This window comes from Sorangium sp. So ce834, from assembly GCF_051521425.1.
GTDB lineage: Bacteria > Myxococcota_A > Polyangia > Polyangiales > Polyangiaceae > Sorangium > Sorangium cellulosum_D.
On the sequence record NZ_CP150351.1, the window covers coordinates 13,482,825 to 13,504,273 of the forward strand.

Genomic DNA, 21,449 nt, shown 5'->3' on the forward strand with positions numbered 1-21,449 from the left:
GGCGGCGCACCGGGGTCGACCCTGCCTACCGCGCGCGGCGCTCCGCCTTGGCGCAGCTCGAGCCGCGCTGTCGCGCTCGGGGATGACGAGGCGGCGCTACTGGGCCGGTCTGACCTGCGGCTCCGTGCCGCGCACCACGCGGAAAGCGTCGGCGGTCGCCTGCGTGTTCTGCGTCGTCACGAACTGGAGCCGGTCCCCCTCGAGCCGCGCCACGTGGACCAGGATGCCCTGCATGTCGGGCACAGGCTGGCCGTCGGGCGTGAGGACGCCTGTCAGCACCCATGCCCATCGGACCACCGCGACGTCCGGCGCCACGAAGCGCGTCTCGACACGCACGCTCTCGAGGCGGCTCTGCCGGAAGACGGTCTTGTGAATGCCAGCGTGGTTTTCCCGGATGGTCGCGCGCCCGTGCCACCACATCCCGAAGATGTTCACGAAGTCCGCGTCCTCGGCGTGCAGGGCGGCGAACGCATCCATGTCGTGGCGGTTCCAGGCATCGTTGAACGCGGCGACGAGCTGCTCCCCCAGCGCCTGCTGCGCGCGCGCGTCGGGCGCCGCCGCAGCTGCCGCCGGCGCGGGCGCTGCGGGCGCGGGCGGCGCGGAGGGCGGTGGCGAGGCGGTGGCGCACGCGAGCAAGAGGAGCGGCAGTGCAGCGGTGGCGAGGGCGCGATGCATCGGGTGCCCATTACATCCAGGCGGAGCGAGGCGTCAACCAGCCGCGCGTCGCGCGGCGAGCCTCGCTCGCCCATCGCGCCGCGCTGCAGAGCGGCTTCGCGCTGGCCGACTATCCGGCGGGCACCCTCTATCCGGACCTGCCCGCGCCGCCGGCGTTCTGGTCGCCGATCGACGAACTGCAGGCGACGGGGGAGGCGCGCTCGCTGCGCTCACCAGCGCTTCTGGACGTTCCCGATGAAGTTGTAGGGATACCCGAGCTCGAACGCGCTCGCGTCATCGAGCCTCTGCACCTCTTCGGCCGAGAGCCTCACGTCGGCGGCCTTGAGGTTGTCGTCGAGCTGCTCGAGCGAGCGCGCGCCAAAGATGACCGACGTGACCGTCGGCTTGGCGAGCAGCCAGGCGAGGGCGATGGCCGCGGGCGTGGTCTGCTTCTCCTTCGCGATCGTGTTCACCGCGTCGAGCGTCCGCCAGCCGCGGTCGTTGTCGTAATCGGCGAAGCGCTGCTTCCATTTCTCGAGGCGCACGCCTTCCGGCGGCGGCTGGCCCTTCACGTATTTCCCGGACAGGAACCCGGAGGCGAGCGGCGACCACGGGAGGACGCCGATGCCGAACTGCTTGCACACCGGGATATGCTCGCGCTCGAGGTCGCGCACGAGCAGGCTGTATTGCATCTGCAGCGCGACGAACCGATGGAGGTGCTCGGTCTTCGAGATCCACTGGCTGTCGGTGAGGCGGTACGCCGCGTAGTTGCTCGCGCCCAGGTAGAGGACCTTGCCCGCCCTCACGAGATCGTCGAGCGCGTGGAGGGTCTCCTCCTCCGGCGTGTCGATGTCTTGCATGTGGATCTGGTAGAGATCGATGCGATCGGTCTTGAGGCGCCGCAGGCTGTCTTCCACCGTCCGCACGATGCGGTAGCGGGAAGCGCCGGAGGAGTTCGGCCCTTCGCCCATGCGGAAACGGAACTTGGTGGCGAGCACCACGCGATCGCGGCTCTTCGTCTCCGCCATCCACGCGCCCACCACGCGCTCGGACAGCCCGTCTTGCCCGTAGACGTCGGCGGTGTCGATGAAGCCCACGCCTCGCTCGAGCGCTCGGCTCATGATCGCAAACGACGTCTTCTCATCACAGCCGACCTTGTGCATGAACGACTTCTCGTCCGCCTCCCCGAAGGTCATGGCGCCGAGGCAGAGCACGGGGACCTTGAGCCCACTGGTTCCTAGCGATCGGTACTCCATGGCGAGCGATCTCCTTTGAATTGCGCGGGAGTGTAGCGCAGGGTCACACGACGTCGACGCCACGCATCGACGCGCCCGGCCTTTGTGCCCTCGAGACCGCCGGTACATCGCCGAACCGCGGAGAAGGAGGCGAGCGACCGCGGGTAGCGTGCCGCTCGCCCCTGCGGCGGCGTCGGCACGGCACGCCTGCGCCGCATTGCGTCGGTGTGGCTGGCGCCGGTGACGCGAGCATGAGGGTCGACGGCGCGGTCACGCCGCGTCGCCCGCTCCGTTCCCCGCCAGTCCCCGCCAGACGCGGACCTCGCGCCCGCGGGCGATCGCCGCGCGCCAGTTTGTGATTGACGCCGGCCATGTGAACGTTCACATTCCGCGCTGCGGATATCCTCTTGCCTTGCCCTGAAAGGCCGTCATGGGACGGGGGAGCGGGGAGAGGGGCGGAGTACGCGGCTCTGGGGCACGCCGAGGACAACGGGTGCACGATACCGGAGACGGTGCCCACGACGACGCAGGGCAGCAAGTCGCATCTGTGCTATGATTTCATGGGGTGCAGGGCCGGGTATCCCGTCAAGGTGTGCACATTCGATGGTGGGCACATCGCCGCTCATGCCGACGGCGGGACCGGCGACAATGGCACCACGACCTGGATACCTAAGGTGACCTGGGAGTTCTTCACCCAGTTCTGAGAGCGCCGAACGATGGCCTCTGAAATCGTGCTCGAGCCGGGTCGGATCGGGCCGAGGTCGAGGTTGTCATTCGCGGCGAGGTGGGATATCGTGTCGTTCATGGCCTTCCTTCACGTTTGCCGCTCTGCAGCCGCGCCTTGGCTCAACCTCACGGCCCCCTTATTGATGCTCGTCGCACTGGGATGCTCCTCGGAGAGCAGCTCGGGCGGGAACGCCGGAGGCGGCAGCGGAGGCACGGACACGAGCGGCGCCGACACGGGCGGTGCCGGCACGGGCGGTGCCGGCACGGGCGGCGCAGGCACGGGCGGCGCGGGGACGGGCGGCGCCGGCATGGGAGGAACGGGGGGCTCCGGCGGGACCGGCGGATCGGCGACGCCGGCGGATGCCGCAGCCATGGTCGCCGACATGGGCATCGGGGCCAACATCGGCAACACGCTGGAGAACACCACCGCTTGGGAGACGGGCTGGGGCCAGCCGCTGATTACGCAGGCGTTCATCGACGGCATGGCCAGCCATGGGATCAAGACGGTGCGCGTTCCCGTGGCCTGGGACACCTACGCCGTCAACGGCACGATCGACGCTGCCAAGATGGCCCGAGTCAAGGACGTGGTGGGCTGGATCGAGGCCGCCGGCATGTACTCGATCGTGAACATCCACTGGGACGGGGGCTGGATCTACAACGAGGCCAACGCCAACAAGTACAAGCTCACCGACGACGTCAAGACCAAGTTCGCGTCCTACTGGACCCAGATCGCCACGGCCTTCAGCGGCGTCGGTCACAAGCTGATCTTCGAGGGGATGAACGAGGAGGGGAACTACTGGGTCAACGGCGTTCACGACGGGGGGACGCCGGACTACGCCGCCCTGAACGAGATGAACCAGCTCTTCGTCACCACCGTGCGCGAGCAGGGCGGCTACAACGCGAGCCGCGCCCTGCTCATCGCCGGCTTCGTGACGGACATCGACAGGACCTGTGTGAGCGATTTCAAGGTGCCGACCGATCCGGCCGGCACGAAGAGCCTCTTCCTCTCGATCCACTACTACACACCCTACACCTTCTGCGGCCTCGACACGGTGGAGTCCTGGGGCTCTCCCAGGACGACGTGGGGCACGGATGCCGAAAAGGCGGAGCTCAAGGGCCTGTTCGACAAGCTCGGCGCGTTCAGCGCTGAGCGGAGCATCCCGGTCATCCTCGGCGAGTTCGCCGTCACGCTGGGCGAGAAGTACCCCCGTGAGCCGGCGTCACGGAGGCTGTGGATGCAGTCGGTGGTGGAGGCGGCGCTGTCTCGCGGCATCGTCCCCGTGCTGTGGGACACAGGGTCGGAGATCCGGCGCACCGACGGCTCGTTCTCGCCGGAGTGGCAGGCCGTCATGGACGCCGTCGACCGTTAGCACGACTGCGGGAGGTCGCCCCGGATCAGCGGTAGAGCCTCCAAGGCGGCTCCGCCAGCGCGGCGGCGAGCCAGACGCTGAACAGGCGCCGAGGCGAGAGGGGAGGGGACTAGGGATCTCGTCGGGCGGCCAGGCGCCACACGAGCGTACGCCACGCGCCACGCTCGAAGATCTCCGGCCTTTGTCCGGCGAGGAGCGGCGCATACCGCGCGACGATCTCCGGGACGTCGGTGGACACGAGGCCCGACAGGATCAGCGTGCCGAGCGGCGCCAGGCGAGCCGCGATGAGGGGGGCGAGCTCGGTGAGCACGTCGCGGAGGATGTTGGCCACGACGAGCTCGAAGCCCCCATCCGGCCACGTCGTCGTGAAGCGAACGCGCGCCTCCACCGCGCTCCGCCGGGCGCTCTCCGCCGCGATCGCGATCGCGGCGGCGTCGATGTCGACCCCGATCGCCTCGCCGCCGAGCTTCGCGGCGGCGATCGAGAGGATGCCGGTCCCGCTCCCGACGTCGAGGAGGCGGAAGCCGCCTCGCGGCGCGAACGCCGCGAGCGCCTGAAGGCACATCCGCGTGCTCTCGTGCCGGCCGTCGCCGAAGGCGTGGCTCGGGCCGAGGACGATGGTGCGCTCGTCGGCCTCCGCGTTCCATGGGCCGGTGACCACGCGAAAGCGCGGCGGTACTTCGAGGATGGTCGGACGGCCGCTCATGCGCCGCTGAGGCCTGCCGCCGCGCGGGCGGCTCTCCCGTCGTTCATCGACCTCGCTCCTCTCCGCCCGCCCAGCGCTCGAGCCCGACCCGCCTCGCCCCCTCCGCCTCCGCCGGCCAGTACACCTCTTCCCGCGGGATCACGAGCCCCGAGGCGCCCTGGCCCCTCAGCGCCTCTCGCTGCTCCGCCACGAGCGCCGAGATGTCCTCCACGCCCACCGTCCACTCCTCGGCGAACCGCCGCAGCGCCGCGCCGCGCAGCCCGAGCTGGATCGCCCTCCGGTTGACCGGCGCGCCCGAGGGATGGTGATCCGGATCCCACTGGAGCCGCACGTCCGAGCGCTTCAGGTCGCGATTCCACGCCTCCTGGTCCGGGTACAGCTCGGGCACGAAGCTCGACGGCACCGCGGCCGCCAGGATCGCGTCGAACCCAGCGCGCCGGAGGCGGATGGCGAGCACCGCCTCCTGGTCGGGCTTCGTGCCCCAGCCCGAGCGGTACATCATCCAGAGGAAGTTCGGCTTGATCCAGCTCATGCGGCCGAAGCTGAACTCCGGTCCTCCGAGGCGCTGGTGCAGCGCCGCGTGGCGGGCGATCGAGGGCCGGTACGCCTGGTAGACCACGATGGTCGCGGCGTCGAACTGCGCGAGGATATGGCGCCCCGCGGCGGGCCAGCGGGCGGCCTGCGCAGCGTACGGCTCGAGAATCAGCTTCGCCATCACTCCCTCTCTCGTCCCTCTCCGGCTCCCCCGGCGGAGCGACGTCGCTCGCGCGAGGTCCCCAGCATAGCGCGCCCGCGCCGCGGCGGAGGAAGACCGAGTGCGCCCCGCTGACGGGGACCTCGTGGTGTCATCGACATGCTCCACGTCCGAAGGTCTCGGCGCCGGAAGCCATCGTGTCGCTCACCCCGTGAGCGCGACCCGCCGCGCGCGCTGCACCGCGCGCCGGCGAGGGGCGCGGCCGCACCGGACCGGGCGGCCCGCGTGCTAGAGCTCCGGGCATGGAAGCGCTGGATCTCCGCGCGGATCAGCTCGCCTCGGCGGTCGGCGCGCGGCCCGTTCTGCTGCTCGCGCTGCTCTTGGCCGGGACGGTGGGGGTCCTCCTCGGGCTGGTCGCGGTCGCGCGCCTCTCCGAGCGCCACGCCCGCGCGCTGTGGGGGCGGGCCGCCCGGGCTTACCGCGCGGCGGCCGAGCACCCGATCACGCAGCGGCTCTCGGCCCGGTTCCCCGCGATCGCGCGGGTGCTCCGCGATCTCTCCGCGTCCGAGTACCTCGTGATCCACCTCGGCCTCGGCCTCGCGCTCACCCTCGCCGCGCTCGTGTTCGTCGCGATCGCGGAGGCGGTGAGCGGCGACGCGTGGATCGTTCAGGTCGACCTCGCGCTCGCGCGCGCCCTCCACGCGTCGTCGAGCAGCGCCGGCGTGACGGCGCTCGGCGCCTTCACCCGCCTCGGCAGCGGCTGGGCGCTCACGATGCTGGCGATCGCCGTGGCCGCGGCGCTGCTGATGCGGCGGCAGCGGGTCCTCGCGGTCGGCTGGCTGATCGCGCTCGCCGGGGGCGGGCTCCTCAACCAGGCGCTCAAGGCCCTGTTCGCGCGGCCGCGGCCGCTGTTCGACGAGCCGCTCGCGGTCGCGGCGGGGTGGAGCTTCCCGAGCGGGCACTCGATGGGCACATTCGTCACGTTCGGCATGCTCTCGTACCTCGGTCTCCTGTTCCTCCAGACGCTCCGCGCTCGCCTTGCGCTCGTCGCGCTCGCGCTCAGCTGGACCGTGGCGATGGGCTTCAGCCGGATGTACCTCGGCGTGCACTACCTGAGCGACGTGCTCGCGGGGTTCGCCGCGGGCAGCATGTGGCTGGCCGTCTGCATCTCCGGGATCGAGGTCGCGCGGCGGCGGCCCGGCAGGGCCGGCGGCCAGCCGCTCCCGGCCTGAACGGCCGCGGCGCCCGCCTGCCGTCAGCGGCCCGCGCGGAACGATCCGTTAGCCTTACTAACTTACGCGCGACCGTGGGGCTCCTGGCAGCGGCCCGCGCCGGAACGATTAGTTAGCCATCCTAACTTACTCGTGGCCGTGAGACGCAGACGCTCGGCGGCCCGCGCGGGGACGATCGGGCAGCTCGGCACTACGATCCCCCGGGGTGAGGGGATGCAGATCAGCGGCAGGAACAAGATTCCCGGGAAGATCACGGAGATCGTGGTCGGTGACGTGATGGCCAAGGTGGTGATGGAGGGGCCGGGGGGCACGGAGCTCGTCGCGGTGATCACGAGCGACGCGGTGAAGGAGCTCGGGCTCTCGGTCGGCAAGGAGGTGCAGGCGCTCATCAAGGCGACCGAGATCATGGTGATCGCCGGCTGAGCGGGGCCGGCGCGGCGCGCGCCGCCCGAGCTCACCGCTCCACGAGCACGAAGCGCGTCCGCCCTTCCCGCCACGCCAGGAGCAGCACCGGCCGCTTGTCCGTGGCGTCGATCTCCTGCTTCAGCTGCTCGGGGGCCGTCACCGGCTTCCGGTTCACCTCCAGGATGACGTCCCCCGGGCCGAGCCCCGCCCGCGCGGCCGGGCTGCCCGGGCTCAGCCCCACGACGAGCGCGCCCTTCACGTCGCCGGGGATCTCGAACCGCCGCCGCAGGTCGTCCGAGAGCGCGGCGATCTCGATCCCCAGCGCGCCCGTCGGCGCAGGCGCCGGCGTGGGCGCCTCCGCCTTCGGCTCCGGCAGCTCGTCGAGGGTCGCGGCGAGCTCCAGGCTCCGCCCGTCGCGGAGCACGCGCAGCTCGACCCGGGTGCCCGGCTTCGTCTCGGCGATGCGCATCCGCAGGTCGCGGCCGTCGGCGAGGTGCTCCCCGCGCAGCGCGACGATCACGTCCCCACGCCGGAGGCCGGCCTTGTCGGCGGCGCTCCCCTCGGACACGTCGCTGACCACCGCGCCGCGCGTGTCCGGCGGCAGCCCGAGCGCCTCGGCGAGCCCGGGCGAGACGTCCTGGATCGCGACGCCGAGCGCGCCGCGGATCACGCGGCCGTGCTCCATGATCTGCTCCATCACCGCGCGCGCGAGCTTCGAGGGCACGGCGAACCCGATGCCCTGGTTGCCCTGCGCGCCGCGCGTGAGGATGGCCGTGTTGATCCCGATGAGCTCACCCGCCATGTTGATGAGCGCGCCCCCCGAGTTGCCCGGGTTGATGGCCGCGTCGGTCTGGAGGAAGTCCTCGTAGTCGACGATCCCCATGTTGCCGCGGCCGACGGCGCTGATGATCCCCTGGGTGACGGTCTGGCCGATGCCGAACGGGTTGCCGATCGCGAGCGCGAAGTCGCCCACGCGCGCCGCGTCCGAGTCGCCGAAGGGCGCGAACGCGAACTCGCCCCCCGCGAGCTTCAGCACCGCGACGTCGGTCTTCGGGTCCACGCCGACGACCGTCGCCTTCATCTCCTGCCTCCCCGGCACGGCGACGCGCACCTCCCTTGCGCCCTCGACCACGTGCGCGTTGGTGATCACGTGGCCTTCGCGCGACACGATCACGCCCGATCCGAGGCTCTGCTCGCGCTGCACGAGCGGGCCCGGCGCCTGGCCCTCCTGGCCGCCCTGGCCGTCGCGCCCGTCGCCGCCCATCCCGAAGAACTCGCGGAAGAACGGGTTCGAGAAGAACGGGACGCGCTCGGGCGCCGGCGGGCGCACGAACCGCACCGAGGAGACGTTCACGACCGCGGCGCTCACGCGCGACACGATCGGCGCGAAGCCCTCCTGGAGCGAGACCGCCTCGCGGGCGGAGGGCGGCACGTCGAGCGGCCCCGGAGCCGGCGGCGGGGTCGCCTCGGCGATCTGCTCGACCCGGCGCTCCGCCCGGCAGCCGAGCGGAAGCGCGGTGATCACGGCGAGAGGAAGGGCCCAGCGTGCGTGCATGCCGGCGCGGTATTCATCTCCCGTGCCCTCGGGCGCCGCGCCCGGCCGCCGGCGCGGCGGCCGGCGCGGAGGATGGATGAGCTGGCCAGCGGCGCGAGGCGGCGGCGCTATCGCTCCCTCTCGTCCTCCGGCGCGAGCCAGAGCGCCGAGGCCCACGGCCGACTCCGCCGCGGCGATTTGTCTCAAGCTCTCCCCGCGGCTCGCGACACTGTGGCGCGAACGCCGCGTCGCGCGCGGACGAGCCGGAACGCCGGCTTTGTCAAGCAGGAAGCCCTGCCGCGCTCGCCTCAGCAGCTATCCGTCAACCCCCCGCCGGCACCCTGCGTCGCGTCAGGTGCGTCATCCCTTCGCGCGGCTCTCGGCCTGCGCGGGCAGGACGACGATCACGACGACGGACAGGAAAGGGAAAGGCCAAGGCAGCGGGGCGCGCCGAGCACAGCCGCACGGCGAAACGGCGAAACGGTAAAGACAACGAGGTGTGATTTACCGCTAGAGGTGTGAGGCGCGTTTACGATATGGTGCATCCTAGCGCCGTTGGCCTCTGCTGAGCGCAACGTGCGTTATCGAGGTGGCTGTGGGCTTGAGAACCTCTTATCTGGCTTTGGCGTTGGGATTGCTTCAAATCACGGCGGCTTGCGGCGGGGGCGACTCGTCCTCGAGCGGCCCCACGGGCTCCGGGAGCGGCGCGGGCTCCGGCACCGGCGGGCCCGGCTCCGGCGGCGCCGGCGGCGTGCCGGAGTTCACGGTCGGCAGCGGCCATGGCCTCGGCGGCAGCGGCGCGGGCGAGCCGGATCCGTGCGACGTCGATGAGCCGCCGCCCGAGTGCTTTCTGCCGCCCGATCCCGCCTGCGGCGACGGGGAGAAGAACCAGGAGGCCGAGGCCTGCGACGACGGCAATACCCTGCCCGGCGACGGCTGTTCGGGGCAGTGCCAGATCGAGCCTTACTGGGAGTGCACGACGCCCGGCCAGCCCTGCCGGCTGACCATCGCGTGCGGCGACGGCATCCTCCACCCCGGCGAGTTCTGCGACGACGGCAACACCGCGGACGGCGACGGCTGCAGCGCCGATTGCCTCTACGTCGACTCCTCGTACGTGTGCCCGAGGCCGGGCGAGCCGTGCATCCTGCTCTACCGGTGCGGCGACGGCCGCGTGAACGGCTCGGAGGAGTGCGAGGACGGCGACGATCCGCCCGCGTCCGGCGACGGCTGCGACGCCCAGTGCAAGCGCGAGCCGGGATATCAGTGCAGCCGGCCCGGTCTGCCGTGCACGCCGCTGCCGGTCTGCGGCAACGGCGCCAAGGAGACCGGCGAGGGGTGCGACGACGGCAACACCGCGAGCGGCGACGGCTGCTCGAGCCTGTGCCGGCAGGAGCCTTATTACTACTGCCCGACGCCCGGGTCGCCCTGCGAGCGGCTGCTCGAGTGCGGCGACGGCGAGGTGCAGCCGGGAGAGCTCTGCGACGACGGCAACGCCGCGGACGGCGACGGCTGCAGCGCCGACTGCCAGGTGCGGGATCCGTCGTACGTGTGCCCGAGGCCGGGCGAGCCGTGCATCCTGCTCTACCGCTGCGGCGACGGCCGCGTGAACGGCAGCGAGCAGTGCGACGACGGCGAGGCGGTGCCGAAGAGCGGCGACGGCTGCTCCGCGGACTGCCGCCTCGAGGAGGGCTGGGTCTGCAGGCCGGGCCAACCCTGCACCGTGAGGACCTTCTGCGGCGACGGCGTGGTGCAGGTCGGCGAGCAATGCGACGACGGCGGCGGGGCGTCGCCCGCGGGCGGCGACGGCTGCACCGCGCAGTGCAAGATCGAGCTCGGCTGGACGTGCCCGCCGGCCGGCGGCGCGTGCACGCCGCCCCCGCCCCCCGTGTGCGGCGACGGCGTGATCGGCGGCGACGAGGTGTGCGACGACGGCGAGGAGCCGGCCAGCGGCGACGGCTGCAGCGCCGATTGCCGGACCGTCGAGAGGGGGTGGGACTGCTCGCGCGTCGGGTTCCCCTGCAAGACGGTCTGCGGCGACGGGATCAAGGTCGGCGCCGAGCAGTGCGACGACGGCGATCTCGTCTCCGGCGACGGCTGCGACGATCGGTGCCGGATCGAGCCCGGCCGGGTGTGCGACAATCGCGAGCCCCAGGACTGCACGGGCCGCTCCGTGTGCGGCGACGGCGTCCGCGAGGGCACCGAGGTCTGCGACGACGGCAACGGCAACTGGCGCGACGGCTGCACGCCGGACTGCAAGCGCGAGCCCGACTGCAGCGCCGGCGCGTGCCTCTCGATCTGCGGCGACGGCATCCTCCTGCCCGGCGACGCCACCGAGCAGTGCGACGACGGCAACACCGAGAGCGGCGACGGCTGCTCCGCCGACTGCCGGATCGAGCCGGGCTACGTCTGCACCGTGGCGCCCACAGAGATGCGGCTGCCGATGGTCATCCGCGACTTCATCGGCTGGTGCCCGGATAGCTACGACCGCAGCGTGAGCAACAGCCAGTGCGACGCCCGCCTGACGGACGGCATCATCGGACACTTCGATTTCGAGATCACCCCCTCCTCGGGCGCGCAGCTCGACGGCACCGTCCAGCCGACGCTCGACGCCGACGGCAAGCCCGTGAACGCGTACGGCCTCGGCTACTTCGAGCCGGCCCGCAGCAACGGCTATACCTCGGGGCAAACCAACTTCCAGTGGTGGTACCGGGACAACGAGACGTACAACCGGACGCTCCTCACCACGATCGAGCTGCTCGAGACGACCCCCGGCAGGTTCGTGTACGAGCGGAGCCCGTTCTGGCCGGTGGACATCGACCCGCCCGGCGCCGATCCCGCGCTCGGCAGCCTCGTCGCCACCGGGCACGAGCGGACGCGCGACGGCGGGCACAACTTCTACTTCACGAGCGAGGTCCGGTACTGGTTCCAGTTCAACCCGAACCCCGCCGCGCCCGACCCGGTGCTCACCTTCTACGGTGACGACGACGTCTGGGTGTTCATCAAGAACACGCTGACCGTCGACATCGGCGGCATCCACGAGCGCATCCAGGAGAGCGTGACCATCCGGGACGACGGCACCGCCCTCGTGACCCCCTGCACCGGTAACAACTGCCCGAACCGCGCCCCCTACCCCGTCAACCTCAACCTCGAGGCGGGCAAGGTCTACGAGATCGCGGTGTTCCAGGCCGAGCGCCACGTCACCGGGTCGAACTACCAGCTCACGCTGGCGGGCTTCAGCGCCGGAACGTCGGTGTGCACGCCGCAGTGCGGGGTCGACCCGCCGGTCGTCACGCCGGGCGAGGAGTGCGACGACGGCAGCGCGAACGGGACCGGCTATGGCCAGTGCAACAACTGCCAGCTCGGCGCCTACTGCGGCGACGGCGTGAAGAACGGCCCCGAGGCCTGCGACAACGGCGTCAACAACAGCACCTACGCCAACGCCTCGAACGCGTGCGCGCCGGGGTGCGTGGCCCCGCCCCGCTGCGGCGACGGCCTGGTCAACGCGCCGTACGAGGCGTGCGATCTCGGCTCCGGCAACACGGCGAACGGCTACGGCGGCTGCACGACCGCGTGCGAGATCGGGCCGTCCTGCGGCGACGGCGTGGTCAACGGGCCCGAGCAGTGCGACGACGGCAAGAACGACGGCTTCTACGGCACCTGCAACCCGAACTGCACGCCTGCGTCGAGGTGCGGCGACGGCCGCGTCGACGAGGAGTGGGGCGAGGAGTGCGACGACCCCACCGACCCGAACTGCGTGGGCTGCCAGCTCGGCGCGCATTGCGGCGACGCGGTGGTGCAGTCGAATTACGGCGAGGAGTGCGACGACGGTCGCAACGACGGCGGCTACGGCGAGTGCGCCCCGATGTGCCTCTACGGCCCGCGGTGCGGCGACGGCGTGGTGCAGCCCGACGAGGAGGACTGCGACCTCGGCGAGGGGATGAACACCGGCGCGTACAACGGGTGCAGCGCCTCCTGCACCTACGGTCCGTACTGCGGCGACGCGGTCATCAACGGCGCCGAGACCTGCGACGACGGCGTGAACGACGGCTTCTACGGGAGCTGCTTCCCCGACTGCACGCCGGCGGCCCGGTGCGGCGACAGCCGCATCGACGAGGAGTGGGGCGAGCAGTGCGATCCCCCGAACGAGGCGACCGGCTGCAGCAGCAACTGCCGCCTCGGCGCCCAGTGCGGCGACTCCGTGGTGCAGGCCCACCTCGGCGAGCAGTGCGACGACGGCGTGAACGACGGCGGCTACGGCGAGTGCGGCCCGCTGTGCAAGTACGGGCCGCGCTGCGGCGACGGCGTGGTCAACGGCCCCGAGCAGTGCGACGACGGCAAGAACACCGGCGGCTACGGCAAGTGCGCGCCGGGGTGCAAGTACGGGCCGCACTGCGGCGACGGCATCCGGCAGAGCCCCTACGAAGAGTGCGACGACGGGAACAACACGAGCGGCGACGGCTGCAGCTCGGCCTGCAAGTACGACAACCAGCCGCTCTAGTCAGAGGGCCCCGCGACGCGACGGGGGCGCCGCCCGCGGGCGGCGCCCCTGTCACGGCACGTCCGGCGCCCTCGGCCGCACCGTGGTGTCCCCCGGCGGCTTCTCCAGGAGCGGCGGCCCCCCGACCGGCAGCCAGATCTCGAAGACCGCGCCCCCCTTCTGGGCCTTGCGGTAGCTGATCTCCCCCCCGTGCTCGAACACGATCCGCTGCGCGATCGCGAGCCCGAGCCCCGTCCCCTTCTCCTTGCTGGTCGCGTACGGCTCGAACAGGCGCGGCACCATGTCGTCGGCCACCCCCGGCCCGTTGTCGCGCACCACGATCCGCACGCGATCGTTCGGCAGCGGGCCGATCGTCACCGAGACGCGCGGGTCGCGCCGGACCGCGCCCGCCGCCTCCAGCCCGTTCTGGACCAGGTTCGTGAGCACCTGGATCAGCTGGTCCCGGTCCGCGGAGACCTTCGGGATCGGCTCGGCCACGAGCTCGACCCGCGACGGCGCCGCGCCGCCCGTCCCGCCCGTCTCCTCGCCCGCCGGCGCGGCGTGCAGCGTGACCACCCCGCGCGCGAGCGCCACGAGATCCACCGGCTCCGGGTTGGGCGCCGGCAGCCGGGCGAACCGCGTGAACTCGGTCACGATGTTCGCGATCCGGTGCACCTCGTTCAGCACCGTCGACGTCGCCTCCTCGAAGTAGTCGTCGAACGCCGGGTCCTCGCGCTGCCGCAGCCGGCGCAGCGTCTCCACCGCCGCCCGGATGGGCGCCAGCGGGTTCTTGATCTCGTGGGCGATCTGCCGCGCGACCTCGCGCCGCGCCGCGATCCGCTCCGTCGCCGCCAGGCGCTTGCGCATCGCGGCGAGCTCGTCGATGGTCGCGTTGAACGCCGCCGCGAGATCCGCGATCTCCCGCCCCCCGCGCCCCTCCACCCGCCGCGGCGCGCCGCTCATCACCTCGCGCGTCTCGCGGGCCAGCGCCGCGATCGGCCGCGACAGGCTGCGCGCCAGCACCACCGCGATCCCGAGGGCGATCGCCAGCACCGTGGCGCCGGTCAGCGCGATCGAGCGATCGAGCCGGGCCAGCGCCTGCCTCAGCGGCTCGCGCGACACCGAGGCGACCACGCCGAGGCCCGGGATCTCCGGGAAGTCGAGGACGCGCACCACCTCGGCCTCGCCGCTCCGGGGCGCGGGCTCCCCCTCGGGCGCCGCCGTGAGCCGCACGTGGTACGCGTCGCCGATGCGCGCGAGCACCGGGCCGATCCGCCGCGCCCCCACGAGGCCGACCGTCACCCCGTGCCGCGACAGGGCGCAGTGGACCTCCAGCGACGGCTCGCCGCCCGCCTTCGCCGGCCGGAGCCGCGGCGCGCCCCCGGGGGCCTTGATCGCCTCCGCGAGCCGCGGGTCGCGGGCGCCGATGCGCGAGGCGTCCTCGGCCGCGAGGACGCTCCCGTTGCCCGCCACGAGCGACAGCTCGTCGAGGCGCAGCGCCATGGCCTGGCTCGGGACCAGGCGGCGCAGCGCGATGCGGCTCGTCGGGTCCATCGCGTCCGGGTCGCCCTTGGCCCGCTCCAGCTCGACGTGGGCCTTGTCGACGAACGTGTCGTGCTGGCAGAACGGCGGCAGGAGATCGCGCAGCGCCTCGGCCTCCCACGCGAGCTGCTGCCGGACCCCGGCGTGCGCCGCGTCGATCCGATCGGCGAAGCCGCTCTCGATGATCTCGCGCGACGCCTCGCGCAACGTCAGGCCGACGAACGCCGTCGCGATGATCGCGACGAGCCCGAAGGCGAGCAGGAGGCGAGCGGCGAGGGGCATGGCGGGGCGGCCACGGCCGCCCGGCCGCGTGGCCACCCCGGTGGCCAGGACGGCCGGGCGGCCGCCGCGGTCTGCGGCGGTGTTCAGGATCGAACCTAGAGGAACCGGCGCCCGCGCCGAGCCCCCGCGGCGGTCCTTCTCCGCCGCCGTCTCCGTGCATACGCCATCGGGTCGAGATCGTCCAAGTTCCTCGCGACTTCCCCACACGCCGCCCCTGGCCGCGCGGCCGCCCCTGCGCCTCTGCCCAGGGAGCGCTCGGTCCGCGGCTCGCCTGCCCGCGGGCCCTCGCCGCGCTTCTGCCGCGCGCTCTCCTTGCACCGGGGGGCACTCGCCTCTTACGCTCGGTCGTCCTCGGGGTCGTCGGGTGCGCGCTGGCCCACGCGCGCGCCGCCGCTCGACCGCGCTGGAACGCACGAAATGAACTCCAAGCAGCTCTCCATCCCCATCGCCGTAGTCCTCGCGCTCGTCGGCCTCGGGTTGAGTTTCGCGTCGAGGTCGCTGGCGGAGTTCTCGGGCCAGCTGTTCATGTTCTTCGGCTTCTCCGCGGCGGTGGCGGTGGTGTACGCGAGCCTCGCCGGCAAGGGCGGCGTCCCCCTCGGGGGCCTGCGCGACGCGCTCCGCGCGGCCGCGCGGGGCAAGCGGCCCAAGCTGCCCGAGGGCGCCCCCGCCGACATCGCGGAGACCTACGAGCAGATCGCCGAGCTGGCCGGCCGGCAGGCCGAGCTCGCGGAGGAGCGCCACGCGCTCGCCGAGGAGCGCGACAAGCTCGCGCGGGAGCGGGACAGCCTGAGCCGCGAGCGCGACGGGGTCGAGCGGCAGCGCGACGCCCTGGAGCGCGAGCGGGACAGCCTGAGCCGCGAGCGCGACGGGCTCGTGAAGGAGCGCGACGGGCTCGTGAAGGAGCGCGACACCCTCGAGCGGGAGTGCACGAGCCTCACCCGCAAGGTGAACGACCTCGCGCAGCGCGGCCCCGACATCGACGTCGACGCGCTCGTCGACGCCGTGCTGCGCGCCACCGCCGGCGAGCGGGTGCGCGTCCCCCCGGGCGCGCCGCCGGAGCTCTCGCGCCTCTACTCGGAGCTCACCGGCATCGCGGAGCGCGTCACCCAGTCCGAGCTGCGCGACAAGCAGCGCCGGTCCGAGCTGGCGCAGGCCACCGTGCTGCTCGACGAGCTCCTGCCCAAGCTGAGCGACGGCGTGAGCAGCGTCATGCACGCGAGCGAGCAGGCGACCGTGTACATCCGCGACATGACGACCGCCCTCGCCAACATCGCCCAGTCGGTCGAGTCGCTCGCGTCGAGCGCCGAGGAGTCGAGCTCGAGCATCCTCGAGATGACGGCCACGAACGAGGAGGTCGCCGAGAACGTCGGCGAGCTCGGGTCGAGCGTGCGCGAGACGGTCTCGTCGATCGAGGAGATGGCCTACTCCATCCGCGAGGTCGCGAAGAACGTCGACGCCCTGGCGCTGACGGCCGAGGAGACGAGCTCCTCGATGAACCAGATGGACGTCTCCATCGACCAGGTCCAGTCGAACGCGAACGAGACGGCCCGGCTCTCGGAGGAGGTGGCGACCGACGCCGAGAAGGGCGCCGAGGCCATCCTGAAGACGATCGGCGAGATCTACCGCATCAAGGAGTCGAGCCAGGAGGCCGTGGCCGTCATCTCGAACCTCGGCTTCCGGATCGAGGCGATCGGGCAGATCCTCGCCGTCATCGACGACGTCGCCGAGCAGACGAACCTGCTCGCGCTGAACGCCGCGATCATCGCCGCCCAGGCCGGCGAGCACGGCAAGGGCTTCGCCGTCGTCGCCGACGAGATCAAGGACCTCGCCGAGCGCGCCGGCGGCAGCACGAAGGAGATCGCGGAGCTCATCAAGACCATCCAGTCCGAGTCGAAGAACGCGATCGCCGCCGTCGAGCGCGGCGCGCACAACGTCGACCGCGGCGTCGAGGTGTCGAACGAGGCCGAGCGGGCGCTGAAGAAGATCCTGGAGAGCTCACAGAAGTCGACGAACATGGTGCGCGCCATCGCCCGGGCCACGGTCGAGCAGGCCAAGGGGTCGAAGCAGGTCACGGACGCGATCGGCCGCATCGCCGAGACGGTGCAGCAGATCGCCGCCGCCACGGCCGAGCAGGCGCGCGGCTCGGAGCTCATCATGAAGAGCGCGGAGAAGATGCGGACCATCACGCAGCACGTCGAGCGGTCGAGCCAGGAGCAGGCGCGCGGCGGCCGCCAGATCACGAGCGCGATCGAGCAGATCTCGAACCAGGTCCACAGCCTCAACGCCTCGCACCGCAGCCAGACGCGCGGCGGCGAGCAGCTCATCGAGGCCGGCAAGCGCATCGAGGAGGCGGCGCGGCAGCAGGATCAGGCGGTGCGGCAGCTCGTCAGCGCCACCGAGCGGATGCGTCGCACGGCGGCGATTTGACCCCCCGCGGCCCTTCCGCGCAGAGGCAGCGTCGATGGCGCTAACGATCGTGGTGCTCTCGTCCGGCGGGGCGGGGGATTCGCCCGGCGGGGCGGGGAAGGAGGGCGAGCTCTCGCTGACCCTGGACGCGCCCCGCATCATCCTCGGCCGCGCCGAGGGCTGCGAGGTCCGCCTCCCCGACACGAGCGTGAGCCCCCGGCACGCGTCGATCCGGCAGCGCGGCGCCACCTACCTGCTCCTCGACGAGGGCAGCGAGAACGGCACCTTCCTCGGCAAGACGCGCATCGCCCCGCGCACGGCCATGCCGCTGCGCACCGGCGACCGCATCCGCATCGGGCGCGTGTGGCTCGCGCTCCGGATCGAGCCGGCGGTCCCGAAGGCGTCCCCCGCCGCGGCCGCCAAGGAGCTCGCCCTCGAGCTCGTCGCCCGCGGCCTCGCCGCCCAGGGCGAGGATCCCACGCCGCGCGTCGTCGTCGTGGACGGCCCGGACCTCGGCCGCGCGCTGCGCGTGGAGGCGCCCGGGCGGCCCTACTTCGTCGGGCGCGCCAAGGACGCCGATCTCACCCTCGACGACCCGGACGTCTCCCGCCGCCATGTGGCCATTACGCGCAGGGGCGATCAATTCTCAGTGCAGGACCTCGGATCGCGCTCCGGCGCCTCGCTCGACGGCGCTCCGGTGCCTCAGTTCGATACGGTGTGGCGGCCTGGACAGGTGCTGGCGATCTCGGCCGATCGGCTGGTGTTCGAGCATCCGGCCGCCGAGGCGCTCGCGGAGATCGAGCGCAGCCCGTGCGAGCCGCTCTCTCCTGATACGGCCGTCGAGCCTCCTTCGCCCGAGGAGGCGTCCGCGACGTCATCCTCGCCGACTTCCACGCCGACGCCGTCACCTGCCTCCGCGAGCACGTTATCGCCGCTCGCGCGGCCTGCCGCGGCGGCGCCGCGCGTCGTGCAGGGCAGCGGGTGGGGGTTCACCGAGGCGCTCATTGCGTTGCTCGCGCTGGGTGTGCTGGCTCTCAGCATCGCAGGTCTGATGTGGCTGCTTGGACGCGGTTAGCGTCTTGACGTCGCGCGCGCGCAGAGGTCGAAGAGCCCAGTCCCGGAGGGTGCGCATGCGTGCGATCCGAATGAGCGCTGAAGGCGAGATCGAGTTCACCGAGGCGGAGCTCCAGGCGGAAGGGATCCGGTGCGGCACGTTCGACCCGGGCGCAGCTGCGCTTGCCTTGCAGCGCGTGCATGCGGAGCGCGGGTGGACGGAGCACGACGAGGTCCGCCGCGACACGAGCAATCCTCGCGACGAGGCGGAGAGCGCGCGGGAGGCGGACGAGCACTGCCACCTCGGCGACGAGGTGCGGCTCTTCCTCGAGGGGCAGGCCCTTTACGACGTCCGCTGCATGAACGACGAGTGGATGCGGATCTGGGTCGGCGCGGGCGATCTCGTGGCCGTGCCCGCGCGGCGCTATCACCGCTTCGTGGCGAACAAGGCCGCGGCGCTCCGCTACCTGCAGCCGTACGGTGGCCGCCACCTGCTCATGCAGCTCTACCGCGTGTCCGACGATCGGACGCGCGCGTTCTGATCTGGAGGTCCCCGATGGCGCGCCCTTACCGTCTCGTCACGTCCGCTACCCGCATCCCCGTGCCGGGCGGCAAGCTGATCGAGGAGCTCTTCGGCCGCGTGAACACCGGCACGGACGGGTTCAGCCTGGCGCACATGGTGGCGCCGCCCGGGTGGAGCGAGCCGGCGCAGACGCCCACGTTCGGCGAGCTGACGCTGATGATCCGCGGCCGCATGCGCGTCGAGATCGCGGGTGAGACGGTCGACCTCTCCGCCGGGCAGGCCATCTGGACGGAGCCCGATCAGCGCGTCTGCTACAGCAACCCGTTCGACGAGGAGAGCGAGTACTTCGCCCTCTGCATACCGGCGTTCGCGCCGGACCTCGCGCGGCGCGACGCCGGGTGAGGTGCGCGCGGGGTGGCGATGGACGAGAGCGCGCGCGCGGCGCAGATCCTGGATCCCGGGTGCTCGCCGAGCGCGTACTATGGCCTATGCTCTTCGATCCCGCGGAGTTCCGGAAGGTGCTGGGCCAGTTCGCGACCGGAATCACGCTCGTGACCACGGTGCAGGACGGCACGCCGCAGGCGATGACGGTGAACTCGTTCAGCGCCGTCTCGCTCGATCCGCCGCTCGTGCTGTTCTGCGCTGACCGGCGCTCGCGCACGAGCGCGGCCATCGAGGCGTCGGGCGTCTTCGCGGTGAACATCCTGCGGGAGCAGCAGCGGGACATCTCGGACCTGTTCGCCGGCAAGGGGACGGACATCGATCGGCAGGCGGTGCTCACCGAGGCGCACGTGGCCGAGTCCGGCAGCCCGATCCTCAAGGACGTGCTCGCCTTCATCGACTGCAAGGTGGAGCACGCGTACGACGGGGGCGATCACATCATCTATGTCGGCCGCGCGCTCTCGTCCGGCCGGGGCGAGGCGGGCGCGCCGCTCCTGTACTACCGGGGCACGTACCAGGCGCTCGACGACGTCTGGCGGTGGCGCGATCGGTACGCGGCGAAGGAGCAGGCGACCCCGTTCCACGAGCTGGTCGACTTCTTCGATCGCATGCAGGCGGAGGGCCCGTACGCGACGCTCATCGACGAGCTCGTCACGCTGGTCGATCCGGGCGTGGAGGAGCGGTGCCTCGACCTCGGCTGCGGCACCGGCCGCCTGACGCGCGAGATGGGGCGCCGGTGTCACGAGGCGGTCGGGATCGACGCGACCGCGGCGATGATCGAGCGCGCCGCGCAGCGGGCGAAGGCGCTCGGCCTGGACAACGTGACCTTCCGGGAGGCGCTCGCGACGCGGCTCCCGTTCCCCGACGCCTCGTTCGACGTGGTGACCGCGTCGAACCTGCTCCTGCACGTGCCCGAGCCGGGCCCGGTGCTCGCGGAGGCGGCGCGCGTGCTCCGCCCGGGCGGCCGCCTCGCGCTCCTGGAGCCCGCGCCCGTGATGAACCGCGTCGCGATGGCCGGCTACCTGCGCGGCCACCGGTACAACCCGCCGACGGCGCACGCGATGCTCGCGTGGGCCGACGCGGCGGAGGTCACCTACCGCCACACCGAGGACCGCCTCGGCGCCGATCTGAGCGGCACGGGCTTCGAGATCGATCGCCGCGAGCGCAGGATGAACGGCCTCGCGCTGCTCTGGATCGCGCACAAGGCGTGAGCCCCGCCCGGAGCGGCTCACGCCGCCCGGCTCACGCCGCCCGCCGGAGCTCCGCCTCCTCGACCAGCCGGGGCACCCAGTCCTCCGCGCCGATGGAGCGCATGTGGATGCCCGAGAGCCCGGGGACGTCGCGGAGCCCGCGGATGAGCTCCAGCGTGATCCGGTAGCTCTCCCCCTCGGCGTCGCCGCTCCGGCGGACGCGCTCGATCAGGTGATCCGGCACCACGAGGCCCGGCACCTTCTGCAAGAAGCTCAGCCGGTCCACGCCGGCGAACGGGAAGATCGCCGCGATGAAGTGGGCGCGCTCGTGGAGCCCGCGCTCGACCACCGCGGCCATCCAGCGGCGCATCGGCGCGAGCTCGAACACCGCCTGCACCTGGATGAAGCTCGCGCCCGCGTCGATCTTCGCGCTGAGCCGGTCCATCGCCCCGGCGATCGCCTGCTCCGCGCACGGGAAATCGATGGTCCCGACGTGGAAGTAGGGCGCCGGCGAGATGACGTCTCCATTGTAGAGCTTCCCCTCGCGCGTCATCCGGCGGGTCAGCTCGATCGCCGCGTAGCTGTCGACGTCGCTCACCTCCTTGGCGTCGGGATCCGAGCCGATGGCGCACGGATAGCCGCCCAGGATGATGATGTTCGAGAGCCCGAGCGCCGCCATCCCGAGCAGGTCGCCCTGGAGCGCGATCCTGTTCTTGTGGCGGAGCGAGAACTGGAGCACCGGCTCGAGCCCCTCCTGCTTGACGAAATGGCCGACTGCCATGTTGGCGCAGCGCGCCTGGGAGAGCAGGTGATCGTTGATCTGCACCACGTCGACGCACCCGGCCATGTTTCGGGCGTGCTTCAAGAGCTTTTCCAGGTCGTAGTGACGCGGGGGCGTCAGCTCGGCGGACACGAGGAACTGGCGCTCGCTGAGGAGGCGCTCCATCTTCGACTTCGACACCATACCGTGCTCCTTCCG

At 72.0% G+C, this 21,449-nt stretch carries 17 protein-coding genes; 9 read left to right on the top strand and 8 right to left on the bottom strand.

The window, feature by feature from the left end:
- Positions 1-96: 96 nt before the first annotated feature.
- The 3 genes from WMF20_RS49340 to WMF20_RS49350 form a co-directional block, all read right to left on the bottom strand.
- Positions 97-675, bottom strand: a complete 579-nt coding sequence (locus WMF20_RS49340; RefSeq protein WP_437609013.1) for a YybH family protein — start codon at positions 673-675, stop codon at positions 97-99.
- Positions 676-884: 209 nt separating this feature from the next.
- On the bottom strand, positions 885-1,910 hold the full coding sequence (locus WMF20_RS49345; RefSeq protein WP_437609015.1) for an aldo/keto reductase: 1,026 nt from the start codon (positions 1,908-1,910) through the stop codon (positions 885-887).
- Positions 1,911-2,511: 601 nt separating this feature from the next.
- Complete coding sequence (locus tag WMF20_RS49350) at positions 2,512-2,694, bottom strand: hypothetical protein (protein WP_437609017.1); 183 nt, start codon at positions 2,692-2,694, stop codon at positions 2,512-2,514.
- Between the two features lie 64 nt (positions 2,695-2,758).
- Here WMF20_RS49350 and WMF20_RS49355 point away from each other — a divergent pair, with 64 nt between their 5' ends.
- Complete coding sequence (locus WMF20_RS49355; RefSeq protein ID WP_437609019.1) at positions 2,759-3,985, top strand: glycoside hydrolase family 5 protein; 1,227 nt, start codon at positions 2,759-2,761, stop codon at positions 3,983-3,985.
- 109 nt (positions 3,986-4,094) lie between these two features.
- Here the strand turns inward: WMF20_RS49355 and WMF20_RS49360 are convergent, their stop codons facing one another.
- Positions 4,095-4,691 (bottom strand): 50S ribosomal protein L11 methyltransferase, encoded by a 597-nt coding sequence (locus tag WMF20_RS49360; RefSeq protein ID WP_437609021.1) that lies wholly within the window; start codon positions 4,689-4,691, stop codon positions 4,095-4,097.
- A gap of 43 nt (positions 4,692-4,734) precedes the next feature.
- Positions 4,735-5,406, bottom strand: coding sequence for a DUF4291 domain-containing protein (locus WMF20_RS49365; RefSeq protein WP_437609023.1), 672 nt, complete (start codon positions 5,404-5,406; stop codon positions 4,735-4,737).
- Positions 5,407-5,687: 281 nt separating this feature from the next.
- Between WMF20_RS49365 and WMF20_RS49370 the strand changes: the two genes are divergently transcribed.
- Together WMF20_RS49370 and WMF20_RS49375 are read left to right on the top strand one after the other, a co-directional pair.
- Positions 5,688-6,617: a phosphatase PAP2 family protein gene (locus WMF20_RS49370; protein ID WP_437609025.1), complete on the top strand. Its 930-nt coding sequence runs from the start codon at positions 5,688-5,690 to the stop codon at positions 6,615-6,617.
- 138 nt (positions 6,618-6,755) lie between these two features.
- A complete protein-coding gene (locus WMF20_RS49375) occupies positions 6,756-7,040 on the top strand; it encodes a TOBE domain-containing protein (RefSeq protein ID WP_437609027.1) in 285 nt (94 codons plus the stop codon).
- Between the two features lie 31 nt (positions 7,041-7,071).
- Here the strand turns inward: WMF20_RS49375 and WMF20_RS49380 are convergent, their stop codons facing one another.
- Positions 7,072-8,577 (bottom strand): Do family serine endopeptidase, encoded by a 1,506-nt coding sequence (locus WMF20_RS49380; RefSeq protein ID WP_437609029.1) that lies wholly within the window; start codon positions 8,575-8,577, stop codon positions 7,072-7,074.
- A gap of 613 nt (positions 8,578-9,190) precedes the next feature.
- Here WMF20_RS49380 and WMF20_RS49385 point away from each other — a divergent pair.
- Positions 9,191-13,054 carry a DUF4215 domain-containing protein gene (locus tag WMF20_RS49385; RefSeq protein ID WP_437617246.1) on the top strand — a complete coding sequence of 1,288 codons (3,864 nt, stop codon included), beginning with the start codon at positions 9,191-9,193 and terminating at the stop codon, positions 13,052-13,054.
- Between the two features lie 51 nt (positions 13,055-13,105).
- Here the strand turns inward: WMF20_RS49385 and WMF20_RS49390 are convergent, their stop codons facing one another.
- Complete coding sequence (locus WMF20_RS49390; protein ID WP_437609031.1) at positions 13,106-14,857, bottom strand: sensor histidine kinase; 1,752 nt, start codon at positions 14,855-14,857, stop codon at positions 13,106-13,108.
- 417 nt (positions 14,858-15,274) lie between these two features.
- Between WMF20_RS49390 and WMF20_RS49395 the strand changes: the two genes are divergently transcribed.
- From WMF20_RS49395 to WMF20_RS49415, 5 genes are all read left to right on the top strand, one after another.
- Positions 15,275-17,284, top strand: coding sequence for a methyl-accepting chemotaxis protein (locus WMF20_RS49395; protein WP_129580765.1), 2,010 nt, complete (start codon positions 15,275-15,277; stop codon positions 17,282-17,284).
- 34 nt (positions 17,285-17,318) lie between these two features.
- Positions 17,319-18,338, top strand: a complete 1,020-nt coding sequence (locus WMF20_RS49400) for an FHA domain-containing protein (protein ID WP_437609033.1) — start codon at positions 17,319-17,321, stop codon at positions 18,336-18,338.
- Positions 18,339-18,408: 70 nt separating this feature from the next.
- Positions 18,409-18,858, top strand: a complete 450-nt coding sequence (locus tag WMF20_RS49405) for a 1,2-dihydroxy-3-keto-5-methylthiopentene dioxygenase (RefSeq protein WP_129582077.1) — start codon at positions 18,409-18,411, stop codon at positions 18,856-18,858.
- Between the two features lie 14 nt (positions 18,859-18,872).
- Positions 18,873-19,241, top strand: a complete 369-nt coding sequence (locus tag WMF20_RS49410) for a cupin domain-containing protein (protein ID WP_129580767.1) — start codon at positions 18,873-18,875, stop codon at positions 19,239-19,241.
- A gap of 86 nt (positions 19,242-19,327) precedes the next feature.
- Entirely contained in the window at positions 19,328-20,491 is a 1,164-nt protein-coding gene (locus WMF20_RS49415) for a flavin reductase (protein WP_129580768.1), read from the top strand.
- 31 nt (positions 20,492-20,522) lie between these two features.
- Here WMF20_RS49415 and WMF20_RS49420 read toward each other — a convergent pair whose 3' ends face one another.
- Positions 20,523-21,434 carry a methylenetetrahydrofolate reductase gene (locus WMF20_RS49420; protein WP_129580769.1) on the bottom strand — a complete coding sequence of 304 codons (912 nt, stop codon included), beginning with the start codon at positions 21,432-21,434 and terminating at the stop codon, positions 20,523-20,525.
- Between the last annotated feature and the right edge of the window lie 15 nt (positions 21,435-21,449).

Excerpts from the sequence above, each read along its gene's own strand:
- WMF20_RS49340 (WP_437609013.1), bottom strand. The coding sequence starts at position 675 with ATGCATCGCGCCCTCGCCACCGCTGCACTGCCGCTCCTCTTGCTCGCG.
- WMF20_RS49345 (WP_437609015.1), bottom strand. The coding sequence starts at position 1,910 with ATGGAGTACCGATCGCTAGGAACCAGTGGGCTCAAGGTCCCCGTGCTC.
- WMF20_RS49350 (WP_437609017.1), bottom strand. The coding sequence starts at position 2,694 with ATGAACGACACGATATCCCACCTCGCCGCGAATGACAACCTCGACCTC.
- WMF20_RS49355 (WP_437609019.1), top strand. The coding sequence starts at position 2,759 with ATGCTCGTCGCACTGGGATGCTCCTCGGAGAGCAGCTCGGGCGGGAAC.
- WMF20_RS49360 (WP_437609021.1), bottom strand. The coding sequence starts at position 4,691 with ATGAGCGGCCGTCCGACCATCCTCGAAGTACCGCCGCGCTTTCGCGTG.
- WMF20_RS49365 (WP_437609023.1), bottom strand. The coding sequence starts at position 5,406 with ATGGCGAAGCTGATTCTCGAGCCGTACGCTGCGCAGGCCGCCCGCTGG.
- WMF20_RS49370 (WP_437609025.1), top strand. The coding sequence starts at position 5,688 with ATGGAAGCGCTGGATCTCCGCGCGGATCAGCTCGCCTCGGCGGTCGGC.
- WMF20_RS49380 (WP_437609029.1), bottom strand. The coding sequence starts at position 8,577 with ATGCACGCACGCTGGGCCCTTCCTCTCGCCGTGATCACCGCGCTTCCG.
- WMF20_RS49390 (WP_437609031.1), bottom strand. The coding sequence starts at position 14,857 with ATGCCCCTCGCCGCTCGCCTCCTGCTCGCCTTCGGGCTCGTCGCGATC.
- WMF20_RS49395 (WP_129580765.1), top strand. The coding sequence starts at position 15,275 with ATGAACTCCAAGCAGCTCTCCATCCCCATCGCCGTAGTCCTCGCGCTC.
- WMF20_RS49400 (WP_437609033.1), top strand. The coding sequence starts at position 17,319 with ATGGCGCTAACGATCGTGGTGCTCTCGTCCGGCGGGGCGGGGGATTCG.
- WMF20_RS49405 (WP_129582077.1), top strand. The coding sequence starts at position 18,409 with ATGAGCGCTGAAGGCGAGATCGAGTTCACCGAGGCGGAGCTCCAGGCG.
- WMF20_RS49410 (WP_129580767.1), top strand. The coding sequence starts at position 18,873 with ATGGCGCGCCCTTACCGTCTCGTCACGTCCGCTACCCGCATCCCCGTG.
- WMF20_RS49415 (WP_129580768.1), top strand. The coding sequence starts at position 19,328 with ATGCTCTTCGATCCCGCGGAGTTCCGGAAGGTGCTGGGCCAGTTCGCG.
- WMF20_RS49420 (WP_129580769.1), bottom strand. The coding sequence starts at position 21,434 with ATGGTGTCGAAGTCGAAGATGGAGCGCCTCCTCAGCGAGCGCCAGTTC.